Raw genomic sequence first — 19,840 nt, forward strand, 5'->3', positions numbered from 1 at the left:
GCGAGGGCCGCTCGGGCGAGCCTAGCTTTCCGCTCATGTCCCACCTGCCGCAGGAAGTCCGGTATCGCTTCACCGTCCTCGGCCCGCCGGGCTTCACCAGCGGCGGCACCAGGCTCGACCTCGGCTCGCCGCAGCAGCAGGCCGTCTTGATGCTGCTGCTGGCGAACCCGGGCAGTTTCGTCCGGACCGGCGAACTGATCGACGGGCTCTGGGGTGAGCGGGCACCCGCGACCGGCGAGGCCGTCATCCGGACCTACATCTCCCGTCTCCGGCGGCTTCTTTCCCTGCAGGGACTGGGATCCGCGATCGTCTCCCAGTCCGGTGGCTACAAGCTGGACCAGGATTCGTTCGAGGTGGACGCCACCGAATTCGCCCGGCTGGTCGAGAGCGCCCGTCAGGCGCACAACGTGGAGACGGCGGCGAACCTGCTGGAGCGTGCGCTCGGGCTCTGGACCGGAACGGCGCTGGCCGGCGTCCCCGGCGAGGCCGCCGAACACGAGCGTTCGCGGCTGGAACGGCTGAAGCTGACCGCCACCCAGGAGCTGCTCCGGCTGCGACTGGAGCTCGGGGACCACGCCGAGGTGATGGCCGAGGCACCCGCGCTGATCGAGCGCAACCGTCTCGAGGAACCGCTGTACGAGATCTATCTCCTAGCCCTCCATCGCGGCGGGCGCCGGGCCGAGGCGCTCGAGCTCTACCGGGCGGTCCACGACCTGTTCGACGAGGAACTCGGGGTCCGTCCGGGGCCGAAACTGCGGGCGCTCCACGAGAAGGTGCTTCGCGCCGAGGACGAGCAGATGCCCGGTCTCCGCGAGCCGGATGCGTTGTTCGTCGGCCGCGAGCGTGAACGCGCCGAGTTCCGGCGGTTGCTCGCGAGGGATCCGGCCAAGGGCGTCGAAGTGCTGTTCTTCACCGGCGCCCCCGGCATCGGGAAGTCGACGCTGCTGCGGAGGCTCGCCGACGACGCGGCCGCCCTGGGCAGACCCGTCCGGGTGGTCGACGGGTTCGAGGACGTCGAAGATCCCGCCGCCTTCTTCCGCCGCCTGCCCGGAACCGCCACCGTCGTGATCGCGGGACGGAACGCTCCGGACGCCACGGTGCTGGTCGATCCGGCCTGGTCGAGGCGGATCAGGCTGCGCAGACTCGAAGCCTTGAGCGAAACCGAGTCCGCGGCGCTGCTCGAAGCCCGCGACGTCGATCCGGGCCTCCGCCAGTCCATTGTGGACTTCGCGGCGGGCAACCCGTTCGCGCTTTCCCTCGCCGCCGAGGTGAGCAGGTCACCGCGAGCGGACGCGGCGCGCTACGTGATCGACACCGTCTACGCCCACCTGGCCGGAGATCCGCCGACGGAGGCACACCGGTGGGCGCTGTACGTGTGCGCGCAAGCGGAACACACGACCGAAGACCTCCTCCGGTCCGTGCTGCCGGGAGGACGGTCGTCGGAGCTGTTCGACTGGCTCCGCGACCACCCCTGTGTCGAGGCCGCCACCCACGGCCTCGTCCTCGGCGGCGTGCTCCGCGAGGTGCTCGACAGGCACCTCCGGTGGCGTGACCCGGCGGGCCGCGCGCGGATGCGCGGCCGGATCAGCCGGGTCACGGCCGCCCGCTGATCAGGTGCGCAACCACACCGCCGTATCCGTCGGAAGTTCCGTCTCGACCGGGCCGCTGGCCAGGAGGACGCCGAGATGCGGCGGAAGAGGCACCGGCGCGTCCGAGAAGTTCAGCACGAAGGTGAACCCCGGCTCCCGGGTGAACGCGAGCACCCCGTCGCCCAGCGGCAGCCACTCCAGCTCGCCGGGTCCGAGCGCGGGAAGTTCTGCCCGCAGGCGCAGACCTGTGCGGTAGAGCTGGAGCATCGACGCCGGATCGGCCGCCTGCGCTTCCGCGGTACCGGAGCGCCACTCCTCCGGCTGGGGCAGCCACGTTCCGCCGGTGCCGAAACCGAACGGAGGAGCGTCGCCGGACCAGGGGAGCGGTACGCGGCAGCCGTCACGGCCGGGGTCGGCGCCGTTCGTCCGTGCCCACACCGGGTCCTGACGGAGCTCGTCCGGGATGTCCTCGATCTCCCACAGGCCGAGCTCTTCCCCTTGGTAGACATACAGACCGCCGGGCAGCGCCAGGGTGAGCAGCGCCGCCGCCCGCGCCCGCCGCGTCCCGAGTTCCCGGTCCACCGGAGTGCCGTGCAGCCGGTCTGCGAAGGCGAAGCCGGTGTCACCGTCGCGCCCGTACCGGGTCACATGCCGGGTGACGTCGTGGTTCGACAGGACCCAGGCCGCGGGCGCGTCGACCTCCTCGTGCGCCGTCAGCGTCCGCCCGATGACGTCCCGGAACCGCGCGGAATCCCAGGGGCACACCAGGAAGTCGAAGTTGAACGCCGCGTGCAGTTCGTCGCGGCGGAGGTACCGCGCGGCACGCGACATGTCCGGCAGCCACATCTCGCCGACCAGCACGCGGTCACCCGGGTAGCTGTCGGCGATCTTGCGCCACGACCGGTAGATCTCGTGCAGCCCCTCCTGATCGGAGAACGGCGTCTCGTCGCCGGGATCGACGTCGGGCAGCCGGGGATCCTTCACCAGCCCGTCGGCGACGTCGATGCGGAAGCCGTCGACCCCGCGGTCGAACCAGAACCGCAGAATGTCCTCGAAGTCCGCGCGGATGTCCTGGTTGTCCCAGTTGAAGTCCGGCTGGCGCGAGCTGTACAGATGCAGGTACCACTCGCCGTCGGGCACCCGCGTCCAAGCGGAGCCGCCGAAGCGAGACTTCCAGTTGTTCGGGGGCTCGGAGCCGTCCGGGCCGCGGCCGGGACGGAACCAGAACCGTTGCCGCTCAGGCGATCCCGGCTCCGAGGCGAGCGCATCCTGGAACCAGCGATGCTCGTCGGAGCAGTGATTGGGCACGATGTCGATGATCACGCGGATACCCCTGGCGTGGGCCGCGGCGATCAGCTCCTCCGCCTCGGCGAGCGTGCCGAAGAGCGGGTCGATCTCCCGGAAGTCGGCGACGTCGTATCCGCCGTCGTCCATCGGCGACGGATACCACGGGGTGAACCAGATCGCGTCGATCCCGAGCTCGGCCAGGTAGTCCAGCCGCGAGCGGACCCCGGCGAGATCGCCGACGCCGTCACCGTTCGCGTCGGCGAAACTGCGGATGTAGACCTGGTAGATCGCCGCGCTCCGCCACCATCCGGCGGACTGCCCCAATGCGGTCACGGAAATGCCCTCCTCGATCGTTGTGGAAACCCCGAATGCGGCGGAAATCAGCCTTTGACACTGCCGGCGGTGAGCCCGGCGAGGATGTGCCGCTGGAAGGTGAGGAACAGCGCCACCATCGGCAGACTGGCCAGCACCATGCCCGCGACCAGCACGTTCAGCGGCATGTCGATGGCCACCCGCTGCAGCATCACCGACAGCGTCTGCTTTTCGGTGTCCGGGAACACCAGCAGCGGCCAGATGAAGTCCTTCCACGCGGCCACCACCGCGAGGATCGAGACCACGGCCAGGATCGGCCGCGAGATCGGCAGGATGATGCGCCACAGCGTGCGCACCGGCCCGGCGCCGTCGAGCCGCGCGGCCTCGATCAGCTCGTCCGGGATCTGGTCGAAGAACCGTTTCAGCAGATAGATGTTGAACGCGTTGGCGGCGGCGGGCAGCCAGACCGCGGCCGGTGAGTTGATCAGGTTGACGTGCAGCAGCGGCAGATCGGTGATCGTCACGTAGGTCGGCACCAGCAGCGCCGCCGCCGGCAGCATCAACGTCGCCAGCATGAGCCCCAGGACGACGTTGCCGAATTTCGGCCGCAACTTCGACAACGCGAACGCCGCGGGGACGTCGATGGCGAGCTGGGCCAGCCAGGCGCCGCCCGCGACGATGATCGTGTTGAGGAAGTACTTGCCGAGACTGAGCTGGTCCCACGCGTCGCCGAAGGTCTCCGGATGCCACTCGTTCGGAATGAACGTCGCCGGTGTCTGCGCGAGCTCCTGCGGTGACTTCATCGCCCCGGTCACCGCCCAGTACAGCGGGAACAGGAACGCGATGACGAACAGGAGCAAGGTGCAGCCGAAGATGACGGCGTACCCGATCTTGCCGCCGGGGCTCCGGAGCGTGCCGGGGGAGACGAGCGTCCTCACGACTGATCCGCCTTCCTGGTCAGGCGCACGTACAGCGCGGAGAACACCCCGAGCGCGACGAACAGCAACAGGCTCAACGCGCTGGCCGAGCCGAAGTCGTTGTAGACGAAGGCGTAGCGGTACAGCAGCAGGAGCACGGTGACGGTGGAGTCGTCCGGTCCGCCGCCGGTCATCACGTACGGCTCGGTGAATACCTGCATGGTCGCGACGACCTGCAGCAACAGGAGCACCAGCAGGACGAACCGGGTCTGCGGCAAAGTGACGTGGATCAGGCGTTTCCACAGTCCGGCGCCGTCGAGTTCCGCGGCTTCGTAGAGCTCGCCGGGGATCGTGCCGAGCGCGGCGAGGTAGATCAGCGTGGTGCTGCCCATGTTCGCCCACGTGGAGACGAACACGAGCGACAACATCGAGGTGTCGCTCGAGTCGAGCCATTGACCGCCGGGCAGGCCGACGGCGCCGAGCGCGGAGTTGAACAGACCGGAACCCGGGTCGTAGAACCACTTCCACATCAGGGCGGTGACGACCGGCGGCAGCATCACCGGCAGGTAGACCGCGAGCCGGAAGAACGCCTTGGCGTGGCGCAGTTCGTTGAGCAGCACCGCGGTCAGGAACGGCACCACGAACCCGAAGACCAGCGCGAGCACGGTGAACAGCAGGGTGTTGCGCCAGGCGACCCCGAACAGGGGGTCTTCGAACAGGCGGGTGAAGTTGTCGAACCCGACCCACGACGGCGGGTTGACGAAGTCGACCTGCTGGAAGCTCAGCAGGACCCCGCGCACGATGGGGTACCAGGAGAACAACGCGAACACCACGAGTGCGGCGCACAGCAGGCCATACGCCGTGAGGTTCTCCTTGAGCTTGCGGCGCAACCGGTTCCGGCGGCGTTCGGCCGCGGACGCGACCGGGCGACCGGCCCGCGACGAGGACGTCGCGGGCCAGTCGAGGAGGCTACTTGACCTGGGCGAGGACACTGTTGACCTTCGACTCGGCCGACGCAAGCTGCTGGTCGATGTTCGCGTTCCGATCGGTGAGCACCGCCTGCATCACGCTGTCGAGGACGGCGTAGACCTGCTGCGCGTTCGGCGGTTCGATGCTGCCCTTGATCCGCGAACTGGCGTCCACATAGGACTGGAAGTTCTCGGCGGGGACGTTGGCGTGCTTGGTCTTGAGCGCGAGCTGCTGATCGCGGACGGCGCCCTGCCAGATGTCCGGCGTCGGCTCGGCGGGCAGCCCGACCGGCTGCTTGCCGTCGACGTACTGCTGGACGTGCTTCTCGAAGCGCTCCGGGTTGAGGTACTTCCAGCGGACCCATTCCAGGCCGGCCTTGATCTTCTCCGGCGAGGCCTTGGGGTTGACCATGTAGCCCTCGCCGCCCAGCAGCGTGCCCTGCCCGCCCGGCATCCCGGCGACGCCGTAGTCCTCGTACTTGCCGTTGAACTGCTTGACCAGCACCAGGACGTTGTCCGGGGCGGCCATGTACATGCCGAGCTGGCCCGCGCCCATCATGCGCTGGACGTCCTGGGCTTCGAGCAGCTGCTTGCTGCCCATGGTGTCGTCGTCCCAGCGCATGGCGCGAAGCTGGTTGAGCGCGGCCTTGCCCTTGTCGTTGTTGAAGGCGGCGACCCATTTGTCGCCGTCCTTGCGCGCCACCTCGCTGCCCATCGAGTACAGCCAGCTGGTCAGGTGCCAGCCGCCCTGGTTGTTCTTGCTGTAGTCGGCGTACCCGACGGTGCCGTTGCCCAGCGCGGCGATCTTCTTCGCGGCCTCGCGGACCTCGTCCCAGGTCTGCGGCGGTTTGTTGGGGTCGAGCCCGGCCTTCTGGAACAGCGGGCGGCTGTAGAGCAGGCCCATGCTGTAGTTCATCGTCGGCAGGCCGTAGAGCTTGCCGTCGGCGCCGCGGAAGTTGTCCAGCAGCTCGGGCTTGAGGTCGCCGAAGTTCTTCAGGCCCTTGGCCGCTTCGGTGATGTCGGCGGCCTGGCGGCGCGCGATGATCTGCGCCGGGTCGGTGAAGTAGACGTAGTAGACGTCTTCGAGCTGACCGCCGGCGAGCTTGGCGGAGAACGTCTTCGGGTCCATGAACCCTTCGTGCGGCTCGATGTCGATGTCCGGATGCGTCTCCTCGAACTCCTTGACGTCGGCGTCGAACACGCTGCGCTCGAACGGCTGGCTGGTCGGGGGCTGGCCGGTGACGGTGATCTTGACCTTGCCCCCGGCCCCGGTGCTTTCGCCGGAACCGGAACCGCAGGCGGCGACCCCCAGGGTGAGTCCACCCGCAAGGAGCAGGCAGAACATCCGGCGGCGCACGGCAGGGGACCAAGTGCTGCTCATCTTCAAGCCTCATCTCGGGATCGCGACGGCTGTCACGTGATTGCGGTCACTCTAAAGTGAAGCCCCAGATTTACGCAATAACTCGATGAGAACTTGCAACTTGCCGACAATGACTCTCGTTGGGCGACCGCAAGCGCGTGAAGGCCCCCTTCCCTCGGGCTCAGCCGAGGGAAGGGGGCCTTCACGCGCGAACGGTGTGCCTACCGGCGGGCGGTGGACCCCCGCACCACGAGCTCGGGCGCGAACAGCAGTTCCTCGGCCGCCACCTCACCGCCGTTTATGCGCTTGACCAGTAGTTCCACCACGGCGCGGCCCATCGCCTCGATCGGCTGGCGGGTGGTGGTCAGCGGCGGATCGGTGCAGTTCATCAGGGCAGAATCGTCGTAGCCGACCACCGAGATGTCGTCGGGCACCGACAGTCCTTGCCGCCGGGCCGCGCGGATCGCGCCCAGTGCCAGCAGGTCGCTCGCGCACAGGACGGCCGTCGCACCGCGCGGGTACAGCCGGGCCGCGGCCGCGTGGCCGCCTTCGATGGAGAACATGCCGTGCTCGATGAGTTCGTCCAGGACCGGGAGCCCGAGTTTCCCGGCGTAGGCGCGGAACGCCTCGAGTTTGCGCTGGGAGGGCACGTGATCGGTCGGGCCGAGGACGAGGCCGATCTTCTCGTGCCCGAGCGAGCTCAGATGCCCGACGACCTGCTCGACGGCGACGGCGTCGTCGCACGAGATCTGCGGCAGCCCGAGGTGGTCGACGGCGGCGTTGATCAGCACCGTGGGCAGGCGGCGCTCGGCGAGATGGTGGTAGTGGGAGTGCACCGCGTCGGCCTGGGCGTACAGCCCGCCGGCGAACACGACGCCGGAAACCTGTTGCTGCAGAAGCAGTTCGACGTACTCCGCTTCCGAGACCCCGCCTGCCGTCCGCGTGCACAGCACCGGGGTGAAACCCTGCTGGGCGAGGGCGTTGCCCATGATCTCGGCCAGCGCGGGGAAGATCGGATTCTGCAGTTCGGGAAGGACCAGCCCGACCAGGCGCGCGCGGTCGCCGCGCAGCTGGGTCGGCCGTTCGTAACCCATCACGTCCAGTGCGGTGAGGACGGCGGCCCGGGTACTGGCGGAGACCCCGGACCGGCCGTTGAGCACCCGGCTGACCGTGGCTTCGCTGACCCCGACCTTGAGGGCTACTTCGGCAAGACGACGCGTCATGCGTGAAACTTTACCGCAAGCGAGCGCAAGACCTAGACATTCTTGATCGGTGCGGTGGGCTCCTTCGCGACCCGGAAGTCCCGAGAAGAAGGAACGAGCGCGGCGGCGGCAGGAGCGGCGAAACAGACCACGGCGCACACCGCCAGCACGGGCGCCGCCCCGAACTGGCTGATCGCGGGCGCGATGAACGCCAGCCCGGCGGGCGCCAGGCCGTAGGAGAACAGGAAGTCCAAAGAGGACACCCGCGCGAGCTTCCCCGGCTCGACCTCCCGCTGCGTCGCGGTGAACCACGGGACGTTGAACAGTTCGATGCCCAGACCGGCGACGGCGTAGGCGGCGATGACGAAGGCCGGGTGCACCGGGAACAGCAGGCTCAGTGGCGCGAAGCCGTAACAGCCGAGTCCGATCAGTGCCGCCCAGCCTTGCCGCTTCGGGCGCCAGCGCGCGATGACGACGGCGCCCGCGAGCGCGCCGAGCGTGTACGCGGTGAGTCCAGCGGCCAGGACGGCTTCGGTGTCGTAGCGGTCGCGGCTGACCAGCGGCAGGACGACGCCGGTCGCGGAGTAGCCGGTCGCGATCACGGCGGTCAGCGCGCCGAGCCCGGCCAGGAACCAGGGGTGACGGCGGGCTTCGCGGAGTCCGTCGGCGAAGTCGCCGAAGAAGCGGGTCTTGGTCGTGGACGGGGTGGGCGTGAAGGTGCCTCGCGGCGGGATCAGCGCCGCGCCCAGCCAGAGCACCCCGGTCCCGATCACCAGGACCGGCGTCGAGGCGAACGCGGCGAGTAGAGCAGTGAGGCCGGGGGCGACCAGCGTCGTGACCCGGACGGCCAGCGTCATCGCGGCGTTGGCCTGCTGGCGCTGGTCCTCGGCGATCACTTCGGCGGTCAGCGCCTGGAACGCCGGGCGGCACGCGCCCTGGCCGACGCCGACGACGGCGGCCGAGACGGCCATCAGCAGAACGGACCGGCCCATGCCGACCGCGATCAGGGGAGTGGCGAGACCCGCGATGAGACCTGCCCAGAGCACGACCTGACGGCGGGAATGCCGGTCCGCGAGCACCCCTGCCACGGGTACGGCCACGAGGAATCCCGCGGTGCGCGCGGCCAGCACGATGCCGAGGTCGACGGCCGAAAGCGACCGTTCGAGCACCGCCAGCCCCAGGATGAACGGCAGCGCCCAGGTCGCCAGCCCGGAGGCGGTGTTCCCGGTCCAGAGCCGTACGAACGACAGGCTGCGGAACACCGGGGTCCGGGTCTGCACGGTGTCGTCGGTCACGCGGATCGCACCTCAACTCACTTGAAATCGGTAATCGTTGTCGGTAAGCCTATCGGGTGACACTCGAAGGCTGGAGGAACCATGGCATTTCCCGTACGGCTGGCGACCGCGTCCGTCGTCATGGCGTTGGTCGCGGGCTGCGCCACCGGCACATCTGATCAGGGCGCGCCCGGCGCCGCCGCACCGGGCGCGATCGAAAGCTGCGGCAAACGCTCGACGTTCGCCGCCGTGCCGAACCGCGTCGTCGCCTTGGACCAGTCCTCGACAGAGACCCTGCTGGCCTTGGGAGCGGGCGCCAAGATGGCCGGGACGGCCAACTTGAAGACCAAGGTTTCGCCGGAGCACGCCGCGGAGTACGCGAAGATCCCGGTGCTCTCACCGAAGGTCCTCACCGCAGAACCGTTGCGCGCGGCGAATCCCGACTTCGTGACGGCCTCCTTCAAGGAGCTCTTCACCGCAGACCGCGCGGGCACCCGTGACGAACTGGAGGCCCTCGGCGTTCCCACCTACGTCAGCGCGGTCAACTGTCCCGACGGCACTGCCGACGCGTTCGAGCGGCTGTTCCGCGACTACGAGAACCTCGGCAAGGCCCTGGGCGTCGCCGATCGCGCCGGTGAGCTGGCCACCGCTCAGCGCGCACTGCTCGCCGAAGCCCGGGGGAAGGCCGCGAAACGACCGCAGGGCCTCAAAGTCGTGTGGGTCTACTCGGTGTTCAAGGACGTCCCCTACGTCGCCGGCCGGACCGGGATGCCGAGCGAGATGAGCCGGATTTCCGGCGTCACCAACGTCTTCGACGACATCGACCAGGAATGGCCGGAGGTCTCGTGGGAGGCGATCGCCGACCGCGCCCCCGACGTCGTCGTGATCGGTGATCTGTCCGAACGGGGCAACCCCGGCGACACCGCCGACGAAAAGCTCGCGATGATGCGCGCGCATCCGGTCCTCTCGAACCTGCCCGCGGTGCGCGACGGCAAGATCATCAAGCTGCCGGGGATCGAACTCGACGCCTCCGTCCGGACGGTCAACGCCTTGCGCGCCTTCGGTTCCGGGCTCGACGCCCTCGGTCATGGCTGACCCGGCGCTGCTCGACCCCGCCGTCGATCCGGTCGTCGAGGACCGCCCCGCCCCACCGGCGAAGACCCGGCGTCACGGACTGCTTTTCGCGGCCTGGCTGGTCCTGCTGATCGTGTCGCTGGTCGTCGCGACGCGCGCCGGGCTGGGGAGCGGCATCGGCTGGGCGGAACTCGGCCGGGCCGCCGGCGTGCGGCTCGGTCTTCCCGTCCAGCCACTGCCCCGGCTGGCCGATTCGCTGATCTGGGATCTCCGGGTGCCGAGGGTGCTGCTGGCGGCGTTGGTCGGAGCGGTGCTGGCGGTCTGCGGCGCGGCCCTGCAGAGCGTCACCCGCAACGCGCTCGCGGATCCGTACCTGCTGGGTGTCTCCTCGGGCGCGTCCACCGGCGCGGTCGTCGTGGTCGTGCTCGGGTTCGCCGGTTCCCAGCTGGGCGTCACCGGTGGCGCGTTCGCCGGGGCGCTGATCTCGTTCGGGCTGCTCATGCTCCTGTTGCGCCGCCGGGGCGTCGACTCGATGCGGATCGTGCTGACCGGGGTCGTGGTCGCCGAACTGTTCGCCGCGCTGACCTCGCTGGTGATCATGTCCTCCGGTGACGCGGACAGCACGAGGGCGCTGGCCCACTGGCTCCTCGGTTCGCTGGCGCCCGCCCGGTGGCAGTCGGTCGTCGTCTGCGCCGTCGCCGCCGCGATCGGGCTGCTGGTGATCTGGTCGTGCTCGGCGGCGCTGGACGGCTTCGCGTTCGGCTCGGACACCGCCGCGTCGCTGGGTATCGACGTCCGTACGACCCGGACCGTGCTGCTGGTGACGACGTCCCTGCTGACCGCGGTCGCCGTGGCCGCGGTGGGTGCCATCGGGTTCGTCGGGCTGATCGTCCCGCACGGGGTCCGGTTCCTGGCCGGGCCTTCGCACCGGCTGCTGCTGCCGCTTTCGGCGATGGCCGGGGCGGTGTTCCTGGTGTGGACCGACGCGGTGGCGCGAGTCCTGTTCACGCCGCTGGAAGTGCCGGTCGGGGTGTTCACCGCGCTGGTCGGCGTTCCGTTGTTCCTGCTGGTGCTGCGGAAACGAGGAGAACTGTGAGGATCGAAGCCCGCGGGGTCGCCTGGGGTGTGCCCGGCAAGGCGATCGTGCGCGACGTCGATCTCGTCGTCGAGGCGGGGGAGACCGTCGGCATGATCGGGCCGAACGGCTCCGGCAAGTCGTCACTGCTGCGTTGTCTCGCGGGACTGCGGGCCCCGACGGCGGGCGCGATCCGCTACGACGGCGCCGACATCTCCACCTGGTCGGCGCGGACGAGGGCGCGGCACACGGCGTTCGTCGAGCAGAGCGCCGAGACCGACAACGACCTGTGCGTCGCCGAGGTCGTGATGCTCGGCCGGACGGCCTTCCGGTCCCGGTGGCGGGCGCCGGACGCGACGGACCGGGCGATCGTCACGGCGGCGCTGGAGCGGCTCGACCTCGGAGCGCTGGCCGACCGGCCGTGGAAACAGCTCTCCGGCGGGGAGCGCCAGCGCGCCCATCTGGCGCGGGCGCTCGCGCAACGTCCCTGGGCGCTGCTGCTCGACGAGCCGACCAACCATCTCGACGTCCGCCATCAGCTGGAATTGATGGATCTCGTCGCCGGGACCGGGCAGACCGTCGTGATCGTTCTGCACGACCTCACACTGGCCGCGCGATACTGCGATCGTCTGGTCTTGATGAGTGCCGGAACGATCGTGGCGGACGGCCCGGCCGAGGACGTCCTCACCGCGTCTTCGCTGCGGGAAGTATTCGAAGTGGACGCCGAAATCGGCCCTGACCAGGACGGCCGTCTCTCCGTCCGCTACCGGGGAGCGAGCCGAAAGGATAACGAACAGGTAACACGGTGATCCGCGGCTGATCCCAGTCCGTAGTACCGGATATGCCCGGGGCGTCATCGATGCGCGACAGAGGGCCCGGTCGCGCTCTACTCTGCCTCCCGTGCGCATGCTGACCCCGGCCCGAGGCCCGGTCCGGCGCCTCCGGGGCGGGGCCGTGGGGGTGCTGACCGGCATCTTGGCGACCGGTGCCCACTTCGGCACCAGCGGCCGCGTCCCCGACCTGGGCGTGATCGTGCTGCTCGTCGCCCTGCTGAGCTGGGTGGCGTACGCGTTCGCGGGACGGCAGCGCGGTCCGCTCGCCATCCTCTGCCTGGTGGCGGGCGGGCAGGCGGCGATGCACGTCTCTCTCGCCTTCCTGACCTGGGAATCGCATGCGCACCACGCCGAAACCCCGGACAACGGCCTGCTCATGACGGCCGGGCACGCCGCCGCGACCCTCGTGGTGGTCACGGTGCTGGCCGGCGCCGAGCGCATGCTGTTCGCCTTGACGACGCTGATCGCGTCGGTCCTCCCGCGCCGCCTGACGCCGCGGCCCGCGACAGCGCCGTTGCGCATCCACGTCCCGCTCGCGGTGAAGTACCCCGCGACCGAGGCACTCCTGCGAGACGTGCTTTCGCGGCGCGGCCCGCCGGTGTCGTTCGCCTGATCCCCGAAACCCTGCCGAGACCCCCGTCCAGGCAGGGCTCAGCACGCGTGCCGTGACGACCCCGGCGCGCGGCGCAGGCGCACGCCTCCCCACCGACGCCTCAGGAGTTCCCCCATGGCAACACAAACCGAACCGACCACGAGCCCACCGCGCGCGTCAGCCTGGCGCGGACTGTTCCTCCGGCTCCACTTCTACGCCGGCGTTCTCGTCGGCCCGTTCGTCCTCATCGCCGCACTCACCGGTGTCCTGTACGCGGCCACCCCTCAGATGGAGTCCTGGGTCTACTCGGACCAGCTACGGGCACCCGTCGGGCTGAACCAGGTCTCGCTCGCCGATCAGGTCAAAGCCGCACAAGCGGCCAACCCCGGCGGTGATCTGGTCGCGGTCCGTCCCGCCCCCGAACCGGGCGACACGACCCGCGTGCTGTTCGCCGAGGAAGGACTCGGCGAGTCCGAACGACGCGCGGTCTTCGTCGACCCCGCCACCGCGCAAGTACGCGGTGATCTCGTCGCGTACGGCTCGAGCGGCGCCCTGCCGCTCCGGACCACGCTCGACCAGCTGCACCGCAACCTGCTGCTCGGCGAACCGGGACGGCTCTACAGCGAACTCGCCGCGTCCTGGCTGTGGGTGGTCGCGCTGGGCGGCCTCGTGCTGTGGGTGAGCCGCCGTCGGACCCGCCGCGCCGAAAAGGCCGCGAAAGCGGAGTCCCCGCGCGGAAAATCCGTGCGCCGTCACGGATCCGTCGGCCTGTGGGTGCTGCTCGGCGCGTTGTTCCTGTCCGCGACGGGATTGACGTGGTCGACGTACGCGGGCGAGAACGTCTCCTCGCTGCGTGAATCCCTCGGCTGGTCCACGCCCGCGTTGAAGGTGACGGGCACCGATGAGCACGCCGGTCACTCGGGGCACGGGGAAGCGCCCTCCACGCCCGCTCCGGCGCGGCCCGAGAGCGTGGACGCGATGCTGGCCTCCGCCCGCGCCGCCGGGATCGACGCGGCCTCGGTCGAGATCGGGCTGCCCACGAAACCCGGCTCTCCCTGGCAGGTGGCGGAAGTCGAACGCGGCTGGCCGACGCAGGTCGACGCCGTCGCGGTCGACGGCACCACCGGCCAGATCCTGGGCGAGGTGCGGTTCGACGACTACCCGCTGATGGCGAAGCTCGCCCGCTGGGGGATCGACGCGCATATGGGCGTGCTCTTCGGCTGGCCCAACCAGATCGCGCTGCTCCTGCTCGGCGCCGGTCTGGTCACGCTGGTCGTCCTCGGCTACCGGATGTGGTGGCAGCGAAGGCCGACCCGGGCCACCGGGTTGACCTTCGGGCGGCCCATCCCGCGCGGGCAATGGCGGAAGGCGCCGCCCGCGCTGGTGGTGGGACTCGTCGTCCTCGCCGCCGCGATCGGCTGGTTCGTGCCGTTGTTCGGCATCAGCCTGCTGGCGTTCCTGGTGATCGACCTGCTGCTGGGCCTGCGGTCCGGCCGCCGGTCCAAACCGGACACCACCGACGTCACCGTGTGACCTCGACGCCGGTGAGACCGACGCTCGCCGCCCACGACCGGGCGGCGAGCGCGGTGTCGGCCAGCTTCCCGCGAACCGGTTCCAGTCGGGGTTCGCCGCGCAGCCCGAACACGCGGGGGCCGAACATCTCCCCGCCGCGCACGGCCGGGTCGAGCACCGCCCTGACGGCGGGCCACGCCCCGGCTTCCTTGCCCTGCAACAGAAGCCCGGCCGGGAACTTCCGCCCGCCCGGCGCCGGGTGCACCGGCCTCGACGGGGTCAGGGAGTCGAGCGCGCCGCCGGGATGGTCGACGACGCTGAGCACCGTGCTCCCGGCCGCGCGCAGCCGCCGGTCGAGTTCGAAGGCGAACAGCATCTGCGCCAGCTTCGAGCGCGCGTAGGTGCGTTTGGGCTGGTAGTCCCGCTTGGTCTGGAGGTCGTCGAGGTCGAGTTCCGCGGACTTGCCCACGAAACTGCCCGTGGTGACGACGCGGCCCGCCTCCGCCGCTTCGAGCAACGGCATCAGGTGGTGCACCAGGACGAAATGCCCGAGATGGTTGGTGGCGAACGTCAGTTCGTGGCCCTCGGCGGTCTCTTGCCTGGGCTGCTCCTCCAGGAGCACGCCCGCGTTGCAGACGACGGCGTCGAGCCGCTCGATCCCCAGAGTGTCCACAGAGGACTTGATGGAGGAGAGATCCGAGAGATCGAGCCGCAGGTGCCCGAGTTTCGCGTCCGGCACCTGGGAGCGGATCGACGCCATCGCGGCGTCGGCCTTGGCGGCGTTCCGGGAGCCCAGGAGGACGGTGGCGCCGGTTCCGGCGAGCTGTTCGGCGGCGAAGTAGCCGATCCCCGCGTTGCCGCCGGTGACCAGGAAGGTCTTGCCGTCGGCGCGAGGCAGGTGGTGGACGTCCCAGTGCGTCATGCTGGCCCCTGTTCAAAGTCGAAGTCATTCCGAATATACACACGCTCCGAGTTCGGAGTCGGTTCGATGTATTGTGGGTCGCATGGGACAGACCGAGCCGGGCAGGCGTGAACGCAAGAAAGCGGCGACCCGTCAGGCCCTCTCCGTGGCGGCGCGAGAACTCTTCCTGGAGAGGGGCTTCGACAACGTCACCGTCGCGGAGATCGCCGATGCCGCGGACACCGCCGTGTCGACGCTGTTCGCGCACTTCCCGGGTGGCAAGGAGGCGCTGATCCTCGGCCACGGGCAGGAACGGGAAGCAGCGCTGGCCGCGGCGGTGCGCGACCGCGCCGAGGGCGTCTCGATCCTGCAGGCGTTGCGGGACTTTCTCGCGACGCGCGGCCCGTTCGACCCGGCTCGCGACCCGCTGTCGCGCCGGGTCGCGGATCTGGTGATCGCCACACCGGCGCTGCGCGCCTATGCCAGGACACTGTGGACTGGCTGCGAGGACGCGCTCGCGAAGGTCATCGCCGAAGAGTCGGGCCAGGACGACTTCTCCGTCCGGCTGCTGGCCCGCTATGTCCTGGAGATCCCGGACCTGGCGGGCACGGAGCCCTCTCCGGCCGCCGCGCTGGACGCCGCCTTCGTCTTTCTGAGGAGGGGCTGGCCGGGGTTCTGAGCGGCTAGCCTGGCGGGATGAAGGGTCTGCTTTTGCGGCTGTCCGCGGTGGACGCCGACGCGGAAGCCGCGGTCCGGGTCATCGCCTATTTCGACGAACTCGTGGCCCGGCAGGCCCGCCTGTCCGATCTGGTGCGTGCCACCGCGTCGCTCGCGGACTGTGTGGCCGGGCTGAGCCGGGACGGCCTCCCGGCGCCACTGCGATTCACCCCGGACGGCGAGCGCGCCGCCGACGCGGTGGCCGAACCCGCGTCGGCCGATCTCGGTGAGCCACCGGGGAAGGTCTGGCTGGAGCGGGCCGGTTCGCCGGGACCGCTCGACGATCTCGTGCTGGAACGGTTCGCGATGGCCGCCCGTGTCCTCGGCCGTGCCGAACCCAGCGGAAGTGCGCCGCAGTTGGCGGATCCCGCGCTGGTCGAGTTGCTGCTGGGGGAGCGAGCCGCCGAGGAAGACCGCGCCAGGGCGCTCCGGCTGCTCGGACTGGACGCCGGGCGGCCGGTCCGGGTGGTGGCCGTCGGCACCGAAGACGAGCGTGATCCCGGGGTGGCCGCGGTCGGGCTCCTGGCCCGGGGCGGTTCGTTGCCCCGGCTGCACGTCGCGGCCGTCGGAGAGGTCGCCGCGGTCCTGATGCAACCGCGGGACGACTCGGCGGTCGCCTCGCTGCGGTCCGCGCTCGCCGACCGGGCACGCGAACGCGACACCTCCGGCGGTGTGCGGGTCGGTGTCGGGGACGCGGTGCCCGGCCTCGAAGCCCGCCGGTCGTGGCTGCAGGCCCGGCTGGCCGAACGCTTCGCCGTCCCCGCGGTGGAGCCGGTCGTGGTGCACGGTGACCTGGGTTCGCTCACCCTGCTCGCAGAGGTCCCGGTGGCACGGTTACGCGAGCAGGACGACGTCCGGGCACTGGACGCGCTCGCCGCGACACCGACCGGGGCGGCCGATGTCGCGGCGCTGGAAGCGTTCTGCCGCACGGGATCGCTGCGGCAGGCGGCCGTCGCGCTGCACCGCCACCACAGTTCGGTGTCGGCGCGCCTGGCCCACGTCGAGGACGCGCTGGGCTGGCGACTGGACGAACCCGGCGACCGCTTCCGCGCCCGTCTCGCGTTGCTCGCCCGCCGCCTTGCCCAGCGAGGCTAGACGTCGAGGGCGCGCGCGAGCACGGCGAGTGCTTCGGCGGCCTCACGTTTGCTCACGGTGGCGTGCTCCACCGCCGACGAACCGTGGAACGTGCCGGGGAACAGGTGCAGTTCGGTGGTGACCCCGGACGCCAGCAGCGCTTGGGCGTAGGCGATCCCTTCGTCGCGCAGCGGGTCGAACTCCATCACCGAGACGTACGCGGGCGGCAGGCCGCTCAGGTCCACCGCCCTGGCGGGCGCGGCGTAGACCGGGACGTCCGCGCCGCCGCGGACCCCTTTGCCGAGGTAGGAGTCCCAGCTGACCTCGGCCCGCGGCCGGTTCCACTGTGGAGTGTCGAGGAACGCCCGCATGCTCGGCGTCTCCAGCCTGTCGTCGAGTTCCGGCACCCCGAGGTACTGGAACAGGATCGCCGGGCCGCCCCGGTCGCGGGCCAGCAATGCGAGGGCCGCGCACAGCCCGCCGCCGGCACTAATGCCGTGGATCGCGATCCGGGCCGGGTCGACACCGAGTTCGGCAGCGTTCTTCGCGACCCAGGTGAGCGCCGCGTAGCAGTCTTCGAGCGGTGCGGGGTAGGGCGCTTCCGGTGCGAGCCGGTAGTCGACCGCCACCACCACGACGCCGAGTTCCCTGGCGAACCGGACGTTGTTCGAGTGGTCGATCTCGAGGTCGCCGACGATGAATCCGCCGCCGTGGACGTCGAGGATCGCGGCGGGCGCGGCGATCCGGTCGGGGGTGTAGATCCGCACCCGGACCTCAGGAGCACCTTCGGGACCGGGAACCAGTTCGTCGCGGACGGCGACTCCCGTCGTGTCCACCTCGCCCCGCATCTCGGCGAACACGGTCTTGAGCAGTTCGCGGGCGGCCGGGATGTCGTCGAGGGACACCTTGGGCAGCAGCGGGACGGCCGGGGCGATTTCCGGATCGAACGCGTAGGTCATCGGTCGCACTCCTGACGTGGCATGAGGTTCTGCCACCGAGTGTGGCCGCCCCGGCCGCCCGGTTTCATCCGCCACGCGTCGCGGAAGCGGGCTCTTTCACCCGCCGGACGTGCGCCGTGCCGAGGTCCTCGGTCGGGACGTCGTGCGTCTCGCGCGCGGTCACCGCGGCGGCCGCGCTGAGCAGGCAGACCGCGGCGGTGAAGACGGCGACGCCGAGCCAGTCGTCCTTCCCCGAGCCGATCGCGGCCACCACACTCGGGGCGAACCCGGCGATGGCGAACCCGATCTGGGTGCCGATCGCCATCCCCGAGAGGCGGACCTTGGCGCTGAACATCTCGCCGTAGAACGACGGCCAGACCCCGTTGACGGCACTGTAGGCCACGCCGAACAGCAGGATGCCGAGGGTGAAGATCAGCGGATACGCACCGTCCGAAATCGACCACAGGTACGGGAAGATCAGCACCGCGCAGGCGAGACAGCCGGCGATGAAAACCGGTTTGCGCCCGATCCGGTCGGAAAGCCCCGCCAGGAAGGGGATCGCGAGCAACGCGGCGACGTTGGCCAGTACGCCGACCCACAGGATCGGCCCGCGCTCCAGCCCGATCGTGTTGACCGCGTAGCTCAGCGCGTAGACGGTGAAGATGGTGCTGACGGAGGCGATCGTGGCCGCGGCGACGACGCGGAGCACATCCCTCCAGTGTGTCCGGAAGAGCACGGCGACCGGCAGCTTGGCGACGTCGGCCCTGTTCTGTTCGAACACCGGGGTCTCGTCGATCTTGCGGCGGATCACGAACCCGACCACCACCACGACCGCGCTGCACCAGAACGGGATCCGCCAGCCCCAGGTGAGCAACTGGTCCTGGGGGAGCGCGGCGATCGGCAGGAAGACGGCGGTGGCGAGGATCTGGCCCGCCTGCGTGCCGCTGAGGGTGAAACTCGTGTAGTAGCCGCGGCGGTGGGGCGGCGCGTGCTCCATCGACATCGAGTTGGCACCGGCCTGCTCGCCCGCGGCCGAAAGTCCTTGCAGCAGGCGGAGAACCACCAGCAGGACCGGGGCAAGGACACCGATCGAGGCGTACGTCGGCAGGCAGCCGACGAGGAACGTCGTGGCGCCCATCAGCAACAGCGTGAACACCAGGACCTTCTTGCGGCCGAGCCGGTCGCCGACGTGCCCGAGCACGAACGCGCCGACCGGGCGGGCGAGGTACCCGACGCCGAAGGTCGCCAGCGCGAGCAGTGTTCCGGTGGCGGGGGAGGAGGCCGGGAAGAAGACCTTGTTGAACACCAGTGCGGCGGCGGTTCCGTAGATGAAGAAGTCGTAGTACTCCAGCGCACTGCCGATCCAGGCGGCGAGTGCGGCCTTGCGGGGCATGCCTTGCGTGACAGGGGAGGGAGGGACCACGTCGGCGCTCCTGAGTTTATGTACGATCTAGTTAGTTAATACAGCGTGCGAGACGGTGCTCCGGTTGTCAAGAGCCGGGGCTTCAGGCCGTCAGGTACTCGATCACCAGGTCGCCCAGCATCAGGCGATAGTGATCCCGGCGCGCCGGGTCGAGCATGTCGCGGCCGAAGATCGCGGAGAAGGTGTGCCGGTTCGCGAGGCGGAACACGCAGAACGAGCTGATCACCATGTGCACGTCGAGCGCGTCGACGTCGTCGCGGAACCGGCCGGCTTCACGGCCGCGGCCGAGGATGCGGGCGAGGACGTCGAGCGCGGGGTTCGCCATGCCGGACAAGGCTTCCGAGCGTGCGATGTGCTCGCCGTGGTGGATGTTCTCGATGCTGACGAGACGGATGAAGTCCGGGTTCGCCTCGTGGTGGTCGAAGGTGAGCTCGGCCAGCTGGCGAATCGCGTCCTCGGGTTCGAGGTGGTCGACGTCCAGGTCCTGTTCGAGGGCGCGGATGGTGGCGTACGCCCGCTCGAGCGCGGCGACGTAAAGCTGTTCCTTGCCGCCGAAGTAGTAGTAGATCATCCGCTTCGTGGTGCTCGTGCGCGCGGCGATCTCGTCGACCCTCGCGCCGGCGTAACCCTTGTCGGCGAACTCCCTGGTGGCCACCGCGAGGATTTCGGCGCGGGTGCGTTCCTTGTCGCGCTGGCGCTCGACCTCGGACGACGGTGCGGCCACCTGACTCCCTTCGAACCGCTGGTGGGGCCCCACTCTAGCGCAGCCCTTCTCGCGTCGGCCCGTTCGAG

The 19,840-nt window shown here is 70.0% G+C and carries 18 protein-coding genes; 8 read left to right on the top strand and 10 right to left on the bottom strand.

Annotated features, from left to right (window positions below; genetic code table 11):
* Positions 1-35: 35 nt before the first annotated feature.
* Entirely contained in the window at positions 36-1,610 is a 1,575-nt protein-coding gene (locus tag ACLJPX_RS03095; RefSeq protein WP_410598622.1) for a BTAD domain-containing putative transcriptional regulator, read from the top strand.
* Here the strand turns inward: ACLJPX_RS03095 and ACLJPX_RS03100 are convergent, their stop codons facing one another.
* The 6 genes from ACLJPX_RS03100 to ACLJPX_RS03125 all read right to left on the bottom strand — a co-directional run bounded on the left by ACLJPX_RS03100 (position 1,611) and on the right by ACLJPX_RS03125 (position 8,897).
* Complete coding sequence (locus ACLJPX_RS03100; protein ID WP_410598623.1) at positions 1,611-3,209, bottom strand: glycoside hydrolase family 13 protein; 1,599 nt, start codon at positions 3,207-3,209, stop codon at positions 1,611-1,613.
* A gap of 47 nt (positions 3,210-3,256) precedes the next feature.
* Positions 3,257-4,126, bottom strand: coding sequence for a carbohydrate ABC transporter permease (locus ACLJPX_RS03105; protein WP_410598624.1), 870 nt, complete (start codon positions 4,124-4,126; stop codon positions 3,257-3,259).
* On the bottom strand, positions 4,123-5,097 hold the full coding sequence (locus ACLJPX_RS03110; protein ID WP_101608292.1) for a carbohydrate ABC transporter permease: 975 nt from the start codon (positions 5,095-5,097) through the stop codon (positions 4,123-4,125). Before ACLJPX_RS03110 ends, ACLJPX_RS03105 begins: the two co-directional genes overlap by 4 nt.
* Positions 5,075-6,454: an ABC transporter substrate-binding protein gene (locus ACLJPX_RS03115; RefSeq protein WP_410598625.1), complete on the bottom strand. Its 1,380-nt coding sequence runs from the start codon at positions 6,452-6,454 to the stop codon at positions 5,075-5,077. Before ACLJPX_RS03115 ends, ACLJPX_RS03110 begins: the two co-directional genes overlap by 23 nt.
* Before the next feature lie 200 nt (positions 6,455-6,654).
* Positions 6,655-7,656: a LacI family DNA-binding transcriptional regulator gene (locus ACLJPX_RS03120; RefSeq protein WP_101608290.1), complete on the bottom strand. Its 1,002-nt coding sequence runs from the start codon at positions 7,654-7,656 to the stop codon at positions 6,655-6,657.
* 32 nt (positions 7,657-7,688) lie between these two features.
* Positions 7,689-8,897: an MFS transporter gene (locus ACLJPX_RS03125; protein WP_410599084.1), complete on the bottom strand. Its 1,209-nt coding sequence runs from the start codon at positions 8,895-8,897 to the stop codon at positions 7,689-7,691.
* A 114-nt stretch (positions 8,898-9,011) separates the two neighbouring features.
* Here ACLJPX_RS03125 and ACLJPX_RS03130 point away from each other — a divergent pair, with 114 nt between their 5' ends.
* From ACLJPX_RS03130 to ACLJPX_RS03150, 5 genes are all read left to right on the top strand, one after another.
* Complete coding sequence (locus ACLJPX_RS03130; protein ID WP_410598626.1) at positions 9,012-10,004, top strand: helical backbone metal receptor; 993 nt, start codon at positions 9,012-9,014, stop codon at positions 10,002-10,004.
* Positions 9,997-11,079, top strand: a complete 1,083-nt coding sequence (locus ACLJPX_RS03135; protein ID WP_410598627.1) for a FecCD family ABC transporter permease — start codon at positions 9,997-9,999, stop codon at positions 11,077-11,079. Before ACLJPX_RS03130 ends, ACLJPX_RS03135 begins: the two co-directional genes overlap by 8 nt.
* Positions 11,076-11,867 carry an ABC transporter ATP-binding protein gene (locus tag ACLJPX_RS03140; RefSeq protein WP_410598628.1) on the top strand — a complete coding sequence of 264 codons (792 nt, stop codon included), beginning with the start codon at positions 11,076-11,078 and terminating at the stop codon, positions 11,865-11,867. The genes ACLJPX_RS03135 and ACLJPX_RS03140 overlap by 4 nt, the downstream gene beginning before the upstream one ends.
* A 97-nt stretch (positions 11,868-11,964) precedes the next feature.
* Entirely contained in the window at positions 11,965-12,504 is a 540-nt protein-coding gene (locus tag ACLJPX_RS03145) for a hypothetical protein (protein ID WP_410599085.1), read from the top strand.
* A gap of 114 nt (positions 12,505-12,618) precedes the next feature.
* Complete coding sequence (locus ACLJPX_RS03150) at positions 12,619-14,016, top strand: PepSY-associated TM helix domain-containing protein (protein ID WP_410598629.1); 1,398 nt, start codon at positions 12,619-12,621, stop codon at positions 14,014-14,016.
* On the opposite strand, the gene ACLJPX_RS03155 is transcribed toward ACLJPX_RS03150, so the two are convergent.
* The gene (locus ACLJPX_RS03155; protein WP_101608284.1) at positions 14,006-14,917 is read right to left on the bottom strand and encodes an SDR family NAD(P)-dependent oxidoreductase; all 912 of its coding nucleotides are present in this window, start codon (positions 14,915-14,917) and stop codon (positions 14,006-14,008) included. The two genes, ACLJPX_RS03150 and ACLJPX_RS03155, sit on opposite strands and share 11 nt — an antisense overlap.
* Before the next feature lie 82 nt (positions 14,918-14,999).
* Between ACLJPX_RS03155 and ACLJPX_RS03160 the strand changes: the two genes are divergently transcribed.
* Positions 15,000-15,575, top strand: a complete 576-nt coding sequence (locus ACLJPX_RS03160) for a TetR/AcrR family transcriptional regulator (RefSeq protein WP_410598630.1) — start codon at positions 15,000-15,002, stop codon at positions 15,573-15,575.
* 17 nt (positions 15,576-15,592) lie between these two features.
* The gene (locus tag ACLJPX_RS03165; RefSeq protein WP_410598631.1) at positions 15,593-16,708 is read left to right on the top strand and encodes a helix-turn-helix domain-containing protein; all 1,116 of its coding nucleotides are present in this window, start codon (positions 15,593-15,595) and stop codon (positions 16,706-16,708) included.
* Here ACLJPX_RS03165 and ACLJPX_RS03170 read toward each other — a convergent pair.
* From ACLJPX_RS03170 to ACLJPX_RS03180, 3 genes are all read right to left on the bottom strand, one after another.
* On the bottom strand, positions 16,705-17,646 hold the full coding sequence (locus tag ACLJPX_RS03170; RefSeq protein ID WP_410598632.1) for an alpha/beta hydrolase: 942 nt from the start codon (positions 17,644-17,646) through the stop codon (positions 16,705-16,707). The genes ACLJPX_RS03165 and ACLJPX_RS03170 overlap by 4 nt on opposite strands.
* Positions 17,647-17,710: 64 nt before the next feature.
* Positions 17,711-19,018, bottom strand: coding sequence for an MFS transporter (locus ACLJPX_RS03175; RefSeq protein ID WP_410599086.1), 1,308 nt, complete (start codon positions 19,016-19,018; stop codon positions 17,711-17,713).
* Between the two features lie 112 nt (positions 19,019-19,130).
* Complete coding sequence (locus ACLJPX_RS03180) at positions 19,131-19,772, bottom strand: TetR/AcrR family transcriptional regulator (RefSeq protein ID WP_101608279.1); 642 nt, start codon at positions 19,770-19,772, stop codon at positions 19,131-19,133.
* Between the last annotated feature and the right edge of the window lie 68 nt (positions 19,773-19,840).

This window comes from Amycolatopsis sp. lyj-90, from assembly GCF_046549035.1.
Classification (GTDB): domain Bacteria; phylum Actinomycetota; class Actinomycetes; order Mycobacteriales; family Pseudonocardiaceae; genus Amycolatopsis.